The sequence below is a fragment of the Roseateles sp. YR242 genome, assembly GCF_900109745.1.
Lineage (GTDB): Bacteria > Pseudomonadota > Gammaproteobacteria > Burkholderiales > Burkholderiaceae_C > Roseateles.
Genome location: NZ_FOAV01000009.1, coordinates 212091 through 225889, shown reverse-complemented (window position 1 = coordinate 225889; position 13799 = coordinate 212091). Strand labels below are relative to the sequence as shown.

The window sequence follows — 13799 nt, the reverse complement described above, 5'->3', positions numbered from 1 at the left end:
GTGGAAGCGCAGTAATGCGTTAAGCTAACCAGTACTAATTGCCCGTGAGGCTTGACCCTATAACTTTGACGATTACGTCGAAGCTGAGTGGTCACGCAGATCGATAACAAGTCGATCGAAGTCGTTCCTCAACTGAGGACGCAATCAAATACAGCTGATTCGAAACAACTCTACGAATTGGGCGAGTTGCTCATTCGGTGTCGTGTGACGCCGGAGCTGCAACTGGCCAACCAGTCAAGCCTGATGACCATAGCGAGTCGGTCCCACCCCTTCCCATCCCGAACAGGACCGTGAAACGACTCAGCGCCGATGATAGTGCGGATTCCCGTGTGAAAGTAGGTCATCGTCAGGCTAATAACCCTGCAAACCCCCTGAACTCCAGCAGTTCAGGGGGTTTTGCTTTTGGCGAATCGTAAATGATCCGTTAATGAGATTCTGGCCGAGGGGTATTGAGTCGAGAAATCTCTTCATAACGCTCGTAACGGGGGGCTCCGTTTTGGGAAGGAGCGTGCGGGGGCAAGATTACGGGGTTAGTTACCACCACGACCGGCGCCATGACAAGGGTTTGCAAGGCAGCAGATCGCTCGAAGCAGGATTACCCCTTGGCCGCTGGGTTGAACCGGAGTGCTCTCGCTACCTTTGAGTATCAACGGGCTGTCAACCACCCCAGACCAACCCCAATGGCCACAAACGACCACGGTTTGTTATTCGGCGCTCCATATGACCAAAGCCCTCCCAGGAGGGACTGCTTTCGTATGGAGGCGGGGCTAGACTGCGCGGTCGCTGACTCCGCCGGATTGCTCATGCAGATCTCATCTGTTGGTTCTATCGAGGCATCTTCCCCAGGGCGGATCACTTCACCCGCTGTTTTCTCGCGAGGGTTATCGCATGCGTTCTCGCGCCTGCCTCAACGACCAACGCTTCAGGGTGTCTTCAACGCTGTCGGCTGCTACATGCGCCCGCAGCGGCCACAGCAGCCGCGATATCAGCTCAACCGCCGCCGGACACGAGGCCTAGGCCTGCTCACCTCAGTATTGCTGGCCCTTGCGGCCCCTTCCCTCCACGCGATGCAGTTGGCCCGGGTGGTGCCGGAAGGCGAGGTGAGCCAACTCACCAACGTGGTGGTGCAGTTCACGGAGTCCGTCAAGACGCTCGGTGATCTTCGCGGCGAAGCACCCGTGACGCTGCGCTGTGCTTCCGGCGTAACGCCCACCGGCACGGGCCGCTGGACCAACGACAAGGAGTGGGTGTTCGAGTTCCAACGCCCGCTCCCTTCCGGCGCCCGCTGCCAGGTGCTGGCCAATGAGGCATTTGTGCCCAACGCACCCGGCGTGTCAGCCGTCTGGAGCGGGAAACGCGAGTTCAAGTTCTTCATTGGGGCCCCTACTGTCGACCGGACCTACCCCTGGGAGGGCAGCACGATCGAGGAGGACCAGCGTTTCCTCATCCACCTGTCTTCTGCGGTGCAGGAAAGCAGCGTTGCGGCGGGCATGTGGTGCGAATCCAAGGCGCTCGGCGAGCGGATCCCGGTCATCCTGGCACCGGCCGCCGAGCGTGATGCACTGCTCAAGGCTCAAGGGCTCAACAATGGTCGGCGCGGCGGAAAGAACGGCGGCCCCGAGACCTGGCTTCTGGTCGGTTGTCAGCGCCCACTCCCTGCTGGCAGTCAGGCCACACTGGTCTGGGGGGCAGGCATTGCCTCTTCCGTGGACAGCACCGTCACCACCCGTGGTGAACGTCGCATCAAGTTCTCCGTCCGCAGCCCCCTGACCGCCGAATTCAGCTGCGAGCGGGAGCGCGCCAATGCGCCCTGCGTGCCGATCCGCCCCGTGACCGTATCGTTCTCCGAACCGGTGCCCAAGGACCAGGCCCTGGCCGTGCGGCTTCGTGGGCAGGACAACAAACTCTACGCGCCGGTGAGCCCCAAGGGCGAAGAGCACAACGAAGAAGACAGCAGCACCCTGAGTCGGGTCAGCTTCCCGTACCCGCTGCCCGAATCGGCTTCCTTCCAGCTGGAGCTTCCCAAGGGCATCAAGGATGCGAGCGGTCGCTCACTGTCCAACGCGGCCAGTTTTCCGATGACTATCCAGACCAGCGCCGCGCCGCCTTTGGCGAAGTTTGCGGCCGCTCCGTTTGGCATCGTTGAATGGGATGCGCGTGAGCCCAGCCTGGTGCCCTTGACGTTGCGCCATGTTCAGCCGGAACTTCAAGCCGGTGGCCCTGGGCGCGTGCTCATCAAACGTGTGGCTGATGATCTGGATGTCCTGCGCTGGGTGGGCAGGGTACGCAAGGGCTACAACGAGGAGTGGACGTCCCGCGAAGTGGAGATGCTGCGGGGCGACACCACGGCGCAGTCGCTGGAGTTGCCCAAATCCAGCAATCCGACCCATGAAATGGAGGTCGTGGGCATACCGCTGCGCCAGCCGGGGTATCACGTCCTGGAGATCGCATCACCGCGCCTGGGCAACAGCCTGCTTGAGCCGCCCAACACCATGTTTGTGCGCACCGGGGTGCTGGTGACCAACCTCGGCATCCATTTCAAGTTGGGGCGCGAGAACAGCGCCGCGTGGGTGACCACGCTGGATGAAGGTCGGCCGGTGCCTGGCGCCAAGGTGGCCGTCTACGACTGCACCGGCAAGGCCCTGTGGAGCGGCAAGACCGACGACGCAGGCGTGGCCCACATTGACCGCCCCAATCTTTCAGTCGGCGCTTACCAGCAATGCGTAGCGGAATACGGCCTCTACGTCACCGCACGCCTCGAGGCGCCAGGCCGGGCGCCGGACTTCAGTTTCCTCTTCTCCAACTGGAATCGCGGCATCGAGCAATGGCGCTTCAACCTGCCGACCAGCTACGCCGGCAGCGACACGCCAGCCCGGGCTCATACCGTGACGGACCGTCCGCTCCTTCGCCCGGGTGAAACCCTGTCGATGAAGCACTTCTTCCGCCTGGAGACGCTGCAGGGATTGAACGATGCCGCACCGGAGCAGTTGCCAGATCAGCTCCGCGTGGTCTTCGAGGCGACCGGTGAAGAAGTGTTCAAGGAGGGGTTGCAATGGCAATCCACCCGATACGCCTTGAGTACCTGGCAGGTGCCCCCTGGCGCCAAGCTGGGCAGTTACCGGCTCATCCTCCAACGTGCGGCGGACAAGAAGCATGGCGTGCGCCAATGGGACAGCGGCAGCGTCAAGGTGGACGAGATCCGCGTGCCGTTGGTGGATGCGCGACTGATTCCCCCCAAGGCCACCGCCGTCGGCGTGAAGGAGTTCCACTGGGGTGCGCAGCTCAACTACATGTCCGGTGGCCCGATGGCGCAGTCACCGGTTCAGATCAGTGCGGTGCTGCAGCCCCGTTGGACGTCTTACCCCGCCTACACCGACTTCGCCTTCGAGCCCCCGGCGGACCGCAGCACCGGCACCGTCCAGACCCGCGATGACGATGCCGATGGTGGCTTGGATGCTGACGCTGAAGACCACCCGACCCCCTCGGCCGAACGCCAGTTGCTGCTGGACAAGCTTGCGCTGCAGACCGACAAGCAGGGGGCCGCCCAGTTCCGCGTCCCTCTGCGCACTGCGGTGACCCAACCCTCGGAAGTGCGGGTGGAACTGAGCTACCGCGATCCTGATGGCCAGACCCACACCCGCTCCGCCTCCCAGGTGCTCTGGCCTGCCGACGTGCAGGTAGGCATCCGCGCGGCGACATGGGTCGCCAACGGCCAGACCCTGGCGGTGCAGACGGTGGTGCTGGACACCGCCGGCAAGCCGTTGGCCGGCCGTGCCGTGACCATCACCGCTCGCCAGGTCCAGACCCTCAGCACCCGCAAGCGCCTGGTTGGCGGCTTCTACGCCTACGAGCAGAAACGAAACGTCAAGGAACTCGGCGAACTGTGCCGCGCCACCTCCGACGCCCAGGGGCTGGCCCGCTGCGACATCCGTGTCGAGCAGTCCGGCCAGGTCGAGCTCATTGCCGCCGCCACCGACCCGGGGGGCCATACCGCTCGCGCCGCGCGCTCCGTCTGGGTCACCCGCGCCGGTGAGCTCTGGTTTGCCCAGGAGAACGACGACCGCATCGACGTCATCCCCGACCGCCATCAATGGGAGCCCGGCGAAACGGCCCGCTTCCAGGTCCGCATGCCCTACCGTGACGCCACCGCGCTGGTGACGGTTGAACGGGAAGGCCTGCTCTACACCCGCGTCCAGCGCCTCTCCGGTCGCGATCCTTGGGTGGAAGTGAAGATCGACAAGGACTGGGCCCCGAACGCCTTCATTGGCGTCACGGTGGTGCGTGGCCGCTTGCGCGACGTGCCGTGGTACTCCTTCTTCACCTGGGGCTGGCGCGAGCCCGGCAACTGGTGGAAGGCCTGGCGTGCCTCCGGCGAATACCAGCCGCCCACGGCCATGGTGGACCTCGCCAAGCCTTCCTTCAAGATGGGCGTTGCCAGCATCGAGATCGGCCGCGCCAAGCACGAGTTGAAGGTGGAGGTGCTGCCGCAGCAGGCGCAATACGGCGTGCGCCAATCCGCCCAGGTGCGGCTTCGGGTGACCCAGGATGGCCGCCCGGTGCCCGATGCCCAACTGACCTTTGCCGCGGTGGATGAAGGTCTGCTGTCGTTGTCGCCCAACGCCAGTTGGCGCCTGATGGACCACTTGATCCAGCAGCGCCCCTGGTCCGTGGCCACGGCCACCGCCCACAGCGAAATCATTGGCCGGCGGCATTACGGCCGCAAGGCGTTTGCGGCGGGCGGGGGCGGCGGCTTCGCCACCCGCGAGCTCTTCGACACCTTGCTCACCTGGCAGCCGGCGGTCGCGTTGAATGCGCAGGGGGAAGCCGTGGTGACCGTCCCGCTCAATGACTCGCTGACCCGCTTCCGTCTCGTGGCGATCGCGGACGCCCCCGGCCAGCGTTTCGGCACCGGCGAGAACAGCATCACCGTCGGCCAGGACCTGCAGCTGCTGCCTGGCCTGCCGCCACTGGCCCGTGAGGGCGACCGCATGGAGGCCATGCTCACGGTGCGCAACACCACCAACCGCGCCATGACGCTGGCCCTGACGCTCAAGGGCGTGGCCAGCCTGGACGGCGGCGCGGACCAGCCCATTCCCGCGCAATCGCGCCAGCTCCAGTTGGCGGCCGGTGGTGCCGAGGTCGTCAGTTGGCCCGTGCTGGTGCCCGATGGTGCCCAGCGCATCGTCTGGGAGGCTCAGGCGCAAGAGCAGGGCGGTGCCGGCGCGAAGGACGCCATGAAAGCCACCCAGCGCGTCGAGCCTGCCGTGCCGATCCGCGTCCTGCAGGCCACGCTCCGTCAGCTGGACGGTCCGCTGTCCATCCCCGTGGCGGCCCCGGCGGATGCCTTGCCAGCGCAAGGTGCCAAGCGGGGTGGCATCCAGGTCGGCCTGCAGCCGAAGTTGTCCAGTGCCTTGCCCGGCATCCAGCGCTTTTTCGCGACCTATCCCTTCAGTTGCCTGGAGCAACAGACGTCCAAATACATCGCCCTGCACGACGATGCCGCCTGGACCACGCTGATGGGGCAATTGCCCACCTACCAGGACCGGGACGGCCTGTTCGGCTACTACCCGCTCTCGGCGGGCTACAACCAAGGCAGCGATGTGCTCACCGCCTATGTGCTGACGGTGGCCAAGGAGGCGGGCCGCGGCATCGCCGAGGCGCCGCTGGCCAAGGCCCTGGACGGGCTGTCCGCCTTTGTGGAGGGCCGTATCGCCCGGCGCCACTGGTCGCCGCGGCCGGACGACGAACCGCGCCGTGTGGGCGCGCTGGCGGCGCTGGCCCGTTATGGCCGGGCCACGCCTCGCCAGCTCGCCACCGTGGATGCCAGCCATCTGCCCACCTGGCCGACGGCCACGGTCATCGACTGGCTGGTGATCCAGCAGCGCCAGCCGGCATCGCCCCAGCGGGATGCCCAGTTGGCGGCGGCCCAGACCCAACTGCGGGCGCGGTTGAGTTATGCCGGCAGCACCTTGCGCTTCGTGAACGAGGACACCGACGCCTGGTGGTGGTTGATGGACAGCGGTGACAGCAATGCTTCGCGCCTCTTGCTGGCCCTGGTGAACGAACCGTCCTGGCGCGAAGAATTGCCGCGCATCGTCACGGGTGCCCTGGCGAGGCAGGAGCGTGGCGCCTGGTACAACACCACGGCCAACCTCTGGGGCGCTCTGGCGCTGGAGCGCTTCTCGGCCACCTTCGAATCGGTCCCGGTCAAGGGCCGCACCGAGGCGGCCCTGGCGTCGCAGCGCGCCACGCTGGACTGGTCCGCACAGCCCCAGGGTGGATCGCTGGCGCTGCCATGGACGCCCAACGGCACCGGGAACGTGACAGTGAACCAGGCCGGTGAAGGGCGCCCCTGGGTCACCGTGCAGGCCCTGGCCGCTGTGCCACTGAAGGCGCCCCTGTCTTCGGGCTACAGCGTCAAGCGCAGCGTGACGGCCGTGTCGCAGAAGGCTGCGCCGGCGTGGACCCGTGGGGATGTGCTGCGAGTACGGGTGGAGGTGGATGCCATCGCCGACATGTCTTGGGTGGTCATCAGCGACCCGCTGCCCACCGGGGCTGCGGTGGTCAACGACACCTTGGAGTCCGAGGGCGAACGCAGTGAAGGCGAGAGCTGGCCGAGCTACATCGAGCGCAGCTTCTCCGCCTGGCGGGCCTACTTCGCCTACCTGCCCAAGGGCCACCACGTCTATGAGTACACGGTGCGTCTGAACAATGCCGGCCGCTTCCAGCTGCCGTCCACACGGGTGGAGGCCATGTACGCGCCGGACCGTTTTGGTGAGTCGCCCAATGCGGTGCTGGAGGTTAAGCCGTGACCCTGCGCAGGCAGGCCTGGGCGAGGGCCCGGGCCGCCGTGGTGTCGCTCCTGGCGCTCCCGGCCGCGGTGGGCCCGCGGGCGGTGCCGGGCCTGCGGTGGGTCCTGACGACCTGGATCACCCCTGTCGCGTCGGTGCTGCTGGTCGCCTCGGCCCATGCCCAGAGTCTGCCCACCTTCTCCGAGGTACGCAGCCAGCATCGTGTTTCCGACTTCACGCTGCTGGATCGCCGCGGTGTGCCGCTGCAGGTGCTGCGCCTGGACCCGCGCCGCCGGGCCCTCGCCTGGGTGCCGCTGCAGGACATGTCGCCAGCGCTGCTGCGCGCCATGCTGCTGTCCGAAGATCAACGCTTTTACGAACACAGCGGCGTGGACTGGTCGGCCGTCGCAGCCAGTGCCTGGGCCAACCTCTGGAACACCCGCACCCGAGGCGCCTCCACCGTCACCATGCAGCTCGCCGGCCTGCTGGACGACGATCTGGCCCAGCGTGGCGGACGCAGCCTGTCCCAGAAGCTGGGCCAGGCCTGGGTTGCCGGCCGCCTGGAGCAGCGTTGGACCAAGGCGCAGATTCTTGAGGCCTATCTCAACCTCGTCCCGCTGCGGGGAGAATTGATCGGCGTGCCGGCAGCCGCTCAAACGCTGTTTGGCAAACGTCCCTCCGGCCTGGACCATCGTGAATCGGCCTTGCTGGCCGCCATGCTGCGTGCGCCCAACACGACAGCGACGCGTACCGCCAGCCGGGCCTGTGCCCTCCTGCGCGGCATGTCCGAGCCGTGTGACGGCCTGGAGGACGAAGCCGCCGCCGTGTTCACCCGCAAGCCGTTGCAATGGGCGGACGCGCCGCAGTGGGCGCCGCACTTCGCACGGCTGGCACTGCGGCCTGACGGGCCTGCCGCGCAGCGCAGCACGCTGGACGGCCGTATCCAGCGCCTGGCGGTGGAATCCCTGGGTCGGCAACTGGGCGAGCTGCAGGGCAGGGCGGTGGAAGATGGCGCCATCCTGGTCCTGGACAACGCCAGCGGGGAGGTCGTGGCCTGGGTGGGCTCCAGCGGCCAGCGCTCCGAGGCGGCGCAGGTGGACCATGTGGTCTCCCGGCGCCAGCCAGGCTCCGCCCTCAAGCCCTTTGTTTATGAACTCGCGCTTGAGCGGCGCCTGATCACCGCCGCCAGCCTGCTGGACGACACCCCGGCGCAGATTCCCACCGCAGCGGGCGTCTACCTGCCGCAGAACTACGACAAGCACTACCGTGGCTGGATCAGTGCTCGCGCCGCGCTGGGCAACAGTCTCAACGTGCCGGCGGTTCGCCTGGGGCTCATGCTGACACCGGAGGCCGTCTTTGAACGGCTGAACGCGCTTGGGCTGCAACTGCCGGAGACCGGCGGCTTCTACGGGCCGTCACTGGCGCTGGGCAGTGCGGACGTCACCCTGCTCGGATTGACCAACGCCTATCGGGCGCTGGCCAACGGGGGGCGATACAGCGAGGTGCTGCTGCCGTCCTCCCGCAAAGCCGCTTCGTCCACCTCAACCACCACCACAACCACCGCAACCGCCACAACCGCCGCAAGCACCACACCCGCCGCTCCCATCACCGACCCTCGTGCCACCTTCATCGTGGCGGACATCCTGGCCGACAACAATGCCCGCGCCATCACGTTCGGCCTCACCAGCGCGCTGGCCCTCCCATTCCCGGCGGCAGTCAAGACCGGCACCAGCAAGGACATGCGGGACAACTGGTGTCTCGGTTGGTCCTCCCGCTACACCGTGGGCGTGTGGGTCGGCAACTCCGACGGCGCCGCCATGCAGCAGGTGTCCGGGGTGAGCGGCGCCGCGCCGATCTGGCGCGAGCTCATGCTGGCCCTGCACGCCGGCGCACCAGGCCAGGCATTCAAACCGCCACCAGGACTGGTCCATCAGCCGGTCCGCTTCGACGCCAACCAGGAACCCGCCCGGCAGGAGTATTTTGTGGCCGGCACCGAGCAGGCGGTGCTGCGCCTGGCGGCCACGGCCGTGGCCATCAGCAACCCCGCCCAAGGCGCCATCTACGCCTTGGATCCGGACATCCCCCCCGCCCACCAGCGGCTGCGCTTCGAGCATGCCGGGGCGCTGGGCCGCGACGGACCGGCCCAGTGGCGCCTGGACGGCCGCCCGTTGGGCAGGGGCGTCACCGTCGATTGGCTCCCGATGCCTGGCACCCATGAGCTGGCGCTGCTGGACGCCAACGGCCGGGAACTGCAGCGCGTGCGTTTCGAGGTCCGGGGGGCCTCGGTCCGTGCCGGCCGCAGGTCAGGCCTTTGAACACGCAGTTCGTCGCGGATGGCTAGCATGTGAATCCCTGACTTTCGATACTCCCGTTCGCCGCTACCATAGGCGAGAGGGAGATCATGAGTCACCACCGCATTCCAGCTATCCGCCTCCTGGGCACCGCCGTGCTGGGCCTGTCCTTGCTCGCGGGCACCGCACCTGCGCAGGCCAGTGAAGTGGTCAAGCTGGCTCGGCTGCTCATCACTGGCAAACGCCAGCCCAGCAAGCCGCCCAGCGCGCCCCAGCCCAACCCGACGGACCGCGGCGGCTCCACCGACGCCCCGGGGCCGCAGAGCAAGCTCACCGATCCCGACGCGCTCCTCCAGCAGACCCACGTCGCGACCGAACGGCGCGGCACATCCGAGTCCACGGCCACCATGTCGATGGTCGACTGAGCGGCCGCTTGCGGGCGCCGCCGCGAATTGTTGCCCTGCGCCGCCACGCACCAACGACGGGCATTCGGCCCCGACTTGTGGCATCCAGGCACAGTGTCCGTGCTCATGCAGCCAAGCGTGTGCGGTAAGTCGCTGAGAGGCACGAAATCCTCGGTCTTCCCCTCCTGACAGCAACAGTTTGCAACGTCACACTGCCGCGCTTAAGCCCCACGAGGGCACGAGGTGAGGATCCGGGAATGACCAAGGTCTGGAGAAAAGGCCTGCCCTTCAGCACGGAAGTGGCACCCTTGCTGGCAGCTATGCCGCTGCTGGATGAATATCGAGAGCCCCTGATGCGCCTGCAAGGCGCCTGGGACAGCCTGGCCCTGCTGGGCCAGATGAGTGGCGCCGCCACCGATATGGCGGACACGCGCAGCGCCTTTGAAGCGCTCACCGGCCGGCTGCTCGACAGTCTGGCGCGCCGGCAGTTCGGCAATGCGGTTCAGCAGTTGCAGGGGCGAGCGCAGGTCGCCATCGACATCCTGGTGCGCAACCTCTTTGAACGCACGGCCGATGTCGGCTTCCTCGCTGCCGACGGTCCGCTGCGCGACCTGCTGCAGGCGGATGCCCAGGGCGGCGTTGACGAAGCCGATCAGGACGCGCTGCGCCACCGCTTTGCCGACTACGTGGCCAAATATTCGGTTTACAACCAGGTCGTCCTGCTGGCGGCTGACGGTCGCCGCCTGGCGGCCCTGGACCCGGCCCGTTGTGCGGATCGGGTCCAGGACGAGCGCCTCATGCGCGCCCTGGCGCCTGACCAGGCGTTTGTGGAGGTCCACGGGCCCAGTGCCTTGCTCAACGGTGCCAACGGCCTGATCTATGCGGCCGCCGTGACGTCAGACAGTGGCGCCCAAGGGGTGCTCTGCCTGTCCTTCAAGCTCGAAGACGAAATGCTGGGCCTGTTCCGCGCGCTGTGCGCGGGCGTGCCGCGTTCGGTGCTGGTCCTCAAGAACGCTGAAGGCCAGGTCCTGCTCACATCGGACCCCTGGCAGATCCCGCTGGGGGCACCCGTGCCAGCGGCCGGGCAGGCGCAGGGTTTCCGGGTGGATTTCGCGGGGCGTGACTATCTCTCCAGCAGCGCCGCCGCCAGCGGCTACGAAGGCTACTTCGGCCCCGGCTGGTCGGCCCAGATGCTGCAGCCCTTGCAACATGCCTTTGCCGATGCGCCGCCGGAGCGTTCCGAGGCGCGTGCCCGGGACGTGGATACCCGCGCGCTCTTTGACGAGGAACTGCGCAGCATTCCGCTCGAAGCCCGCCGAATCCAGCGTGAGCTGTCGCGGTCCCTGTGGAACGGCAAGCTCAAGAGTCGTGCGCACGCCCAGGTCGGGCTGCAGGCGCAGGCGGCGGGTCAGTCGTTGGCCCAGGGCCAACCTTCGGGCAACGGTGATTTCGCCGTGACCCTGCTCAACGAGGTCGAGCGCACCGGTGACCAACTGCGCCAGGTGTTCGAACGAGCCATTGCGCAGCTGGAAGACAGTGCCCTGGGCGCGATCTTCGACAGCGTCGGCTTCCAGTCCGAGCTGGCCATCTCCATCGTCAACCGCAACCTCTACGAGCGGGCCAATGACTGCCGCTGGTGGGCCCTGGATGCCCGTCTGCAACGTGCATTGGCCGATGGCCATGCGGCGCAGGCTGCCGAGGTGCTGGCCAGCATCCATGCGCTCTACACCGTGTATTCATTGCTGCTGGTGTTTGACACGCAGGGGCGGGTGGTCGCGGTCTCCGACCCCTCGCAGGCCCACCATGTTGGCCGCTCTCTCCAGGGCGACTGGGTACGCGGGGCCCTGGGCCTGCGCGATGCCAGCCAATACGTGGTCTCCGCGCACGAAGCCTGTGGTTTGTACGGCGAGTCGGGTGACGCGCCCTGCCTGGTCTATGCGGCCGCCGTGCCGCACCCGGCCGGTGGCGTGCACGCCGCGGGCGGCATTGCCGTCGTGTTCGACGGCCAGCCGCAATTCCGCGCGATGCTGCGTGCCGCGCTACCCGGTCAGCCAGGCTCCGCCGCCTTGCTGGTCACGCGCGCGGGTGAGGTCGTGGCCAGCAGCGACGACCGCTGGACCGCTGGCCAGTCGCTGCCCATCCCGCTGAAGGAACTGGCAACGCTGCCCGCCGACCAGCACGTGACGGGGGAGATCATGCTGGACGGCCGTGTGCAGGCCTACGGCCTGGCCATGTCCGGTGGTTATCGCGAGTACCGTCGCCACACGCCGCCGGACGCGCAGGATCTCGCCGCCGTGGTGCTGCTGCCCCTGGGCCCTCGGCTGGAAGCGGCGCAGGCGGGCCATGCACCGGCAGCATTTGCGCCGCTGGCACCCACCGGCAAGCAGCAACTGGACCTGGCCAGTTTCCTGGTGGACCACCAGTGGCTGGGCCTGCCCGCCATCCAGGTGCTGGCGGCGCTGGAGCGTCAGCGCATCACCGCCTGGCCCCAGGCGCCCGCCGCCGTGCGCGGCATGCTGGGCTTTGAAGGCCGCATGCTGCCGGTGCTGGACCTGGGCCAATTGCTGTTCCATCGCCCCTGCGGTGATGAGGCGGCCTTGCTGGTGTGCCGCACCAGTGCCGGCCAAAGGCTGGTACTGGCGGTGCAACAGCTCGGCCAGGTCTTCCAGGCCAGCACCGATCAGTTGCAGGCCAGCCCGACGCGCCCCGGCTGGGCCGCGCAGGCGCAGGTGCGCCTGTTGAAGGGGCAGGGGGCGGAAATGCTGACGCTGCTCGACGGGGACGACCTGTGGCGCCTTGTCAGTGGCGTGGCGGCGCAACAGGCCGACGATGTGCCGCTGCTGGCGGCTGACTGAAGCCTGCCGGCCAACGCGCGACAATGGCGGCATTCCTGTTGTTGATCCTTGCCCGCCATGCCGCGTCTGAGTTCTGTCGCTCCAGCCCCCGCGCCCGCGCCCACGGCGCCGGTTCGCGCCCAAGCAGCCCCCGGCGTCAAGGGTGAGCCGCTGCCGGCCGAGCGTTTTGCCCTGCACGTGGCGCCCAGCGCGATCGATGGCCTGGGCGTCTTCGCCGACGAATCCATCCCGGCCCGCCGCAAGATCGGCGAGATGCGCGGGGAGGTGGTGTCGGTGCGTGAGGCGCGGCGTCGCATCGAAGGCAAGCGCCGCATCCACGTGGTGGAGGTCTCCGACCGCACCGCCATAGATGCCACCCATGACAAGGGCGTGATGCGCCACATCAACCACAGCTGCGCACCGAACGCCGTGCTGCGCATCCGCCAGGGGCGCGCCGAGTTCTACGCCATCCGGGACATCGCGTCGGGTGAGGAAATCAGCTGCGACTACGGCGAGAGCCACCACGAGGGCCGGCTGCGTTGCCGGTGTGGGGCGCCGAATTGCAAAGGGCGGCTGTAAAGCCGCCCTTTTGGCGTCGAGCGGCTGTAAAGCCGGCCTTGGCGTCGAGCGGCTGTAAAGCCGCCCGTGCCCCCGTTCAGTTCAGCTCGGACGGGCTGCCACCCTCTTCACTGAATGCGTCCTTCAGCGCCGCCTGCTGCAGCCAGAACAGGCGCATGTCCTGAACGGTGAACAGCATGTCGTCGATCAGGGCGTTCTGGTCCACGCCTTCCGGTTCCTCATAGGCTTCATCGATGTAGGCCTGGCGCTCCGACGAGCCTTCAGCCAGCGTCACCGCCTCAAGGGCTTCCAGCATCAGCGACAGGTCGCGCGCAGCGTCACCTTCCGGCAGCTCCCACGTGCCCGCATCTTCCACGGCTTGCAGGAAGCCCTGGGCCCACATGGCGCCAGCAGAGGGCAGCCGTTCCAGCAACTCTTCGGTCAACGAGCCATCGGCCAGCAACTGGGCCTTGGTCTCGTCGTCGAACTCGGAAATCAGCGGCACCAGCTGCATCTCTTCCGGTGCTTCCACCAGTTGCTGCGGGTCCAGGCTGTCGGCGATCTCGTTCCAACGCAGGTGCAGCACGTCCATGAAGGCATCGGTCTGTTCCTGCGCTTCCAGCGCGGCGGGCCAGTCCTCGCCAAACAACGCATCCATGGCCTGGATGGGGGCGGACGGCGGCGGGCCGACCAGCAGGGCGGTCATGTAGCCGTCCAGCGTGTCCAGCGTGATGGCCGGTGCATCCGGGTCGGCGGCACCCGCCAGCAAGGCCACGTATTCACCCAGTTGCTGGGCGTTTTCGACGTCGATGGGATGGTCGCCCTGGTCGGCGCCGTGATCAGTCGTCTGGTCGGTCATGAAGAACTCCGTAAAGGCGCCCGGTCTGGATGGCCAGGCGCGCTGAAAAAACAAAGGGCCCG

At 67.3% G+C, this 13799-nt stretch carries 6 protein-coding genes and 1 rRNA gene; 6 read left to right on the top strand and 1 reads right to left on the bottom strand.

Going from position 1 to position 13799, the window contains the following annotated elements:
• The first annotated feature begins 239 nt into the window (after positions 1 to 239).
• The 6 genes from rrf to BMY53_RS17510 all read left to right on the top strand — a co-directional run bounded on the left by rrf (position 240) and on the right by BMY53_RS17510 (position 12899).
• Positions 240 to 352, top strand: a 5S ribosomal RNA gene (gene rrf, locus BMY53_RS17535).
• A 748-nt stretch (positions 353 to 1100) separates the two neighbouring features.
• On the top strand, positions 1101 to 6812 hold the full coding sequence (locus BMY53_RS17530; protein ID WP_218151255.1) for an alpha-2-macroglobulin family protein: 5712 nt from the start codon (positions 1101 to 1103) through the stop codon (positions 6810 to 6812).
• Positions 6813 to 6895: 83 nt separating this feature from the next.
• Positions 6896 to 9106, top strand: coding sequence for a penicillin-binding protein 1C (gene pbpC, locus BMY53_RS17525; RefSeq protein ID WP_404947888.1), 2211 nt, complete (start codon positions 6896 to 6898; stop codon positions 9104 to 9106).
• 86 nt (positions 9107 to 9192) lie between these two features.
• Positions 9193 to 9507, top strand: coding sequence for a hypothetical protein (locus tag BMY53_RS17520; protein ID WP_092947773.1), 315 nt, complete (start codon positions 9193 to 9195; stop codon positions 9505 to 9507).
• A gap of 236 nt (positions 9508 to 9743) precedes the next feature.
• Positions 9744 to 12341 (top strand): chemotaxis protein CheW, encoded by a 2598-nt coding sequence (locus tag BMY53_RS17515; protein ID WP_092947772.1) that lies wholly within the window; start codon positions 9744 to 9746, stop codon positions 12339 to 12341.
• 57 nt (positions 12342 to 12398) lie between these two features.
• Entirely contained in the window at positions 12399 to 12899 is a 501-nt protein-coding gene (locus tag BMY53_RS17510; RefSeq protein ID WP_092947771.1) for an SET domain-containing protein, read from the top strand.
• Positions 12900 to 12975: 76 nt separating this feature from the next.
• Here BMY53_RS17510 and BMY53_RS17505 read toward each other — a convergent pair whose 3' ends face one another.
• On the bottom strand, positions 12976 to 13737 hold the full coding sequence (locus tag BMY53_RS17505) for a UPF0149 family protein (protein WP_177200931.1): 762 nt from the start codon (positions 13735 to 13737) through the stop codon (positions 12976 to 12978).
• Positions 13738 to 13799: the final 62 nt, after the last annotated feature.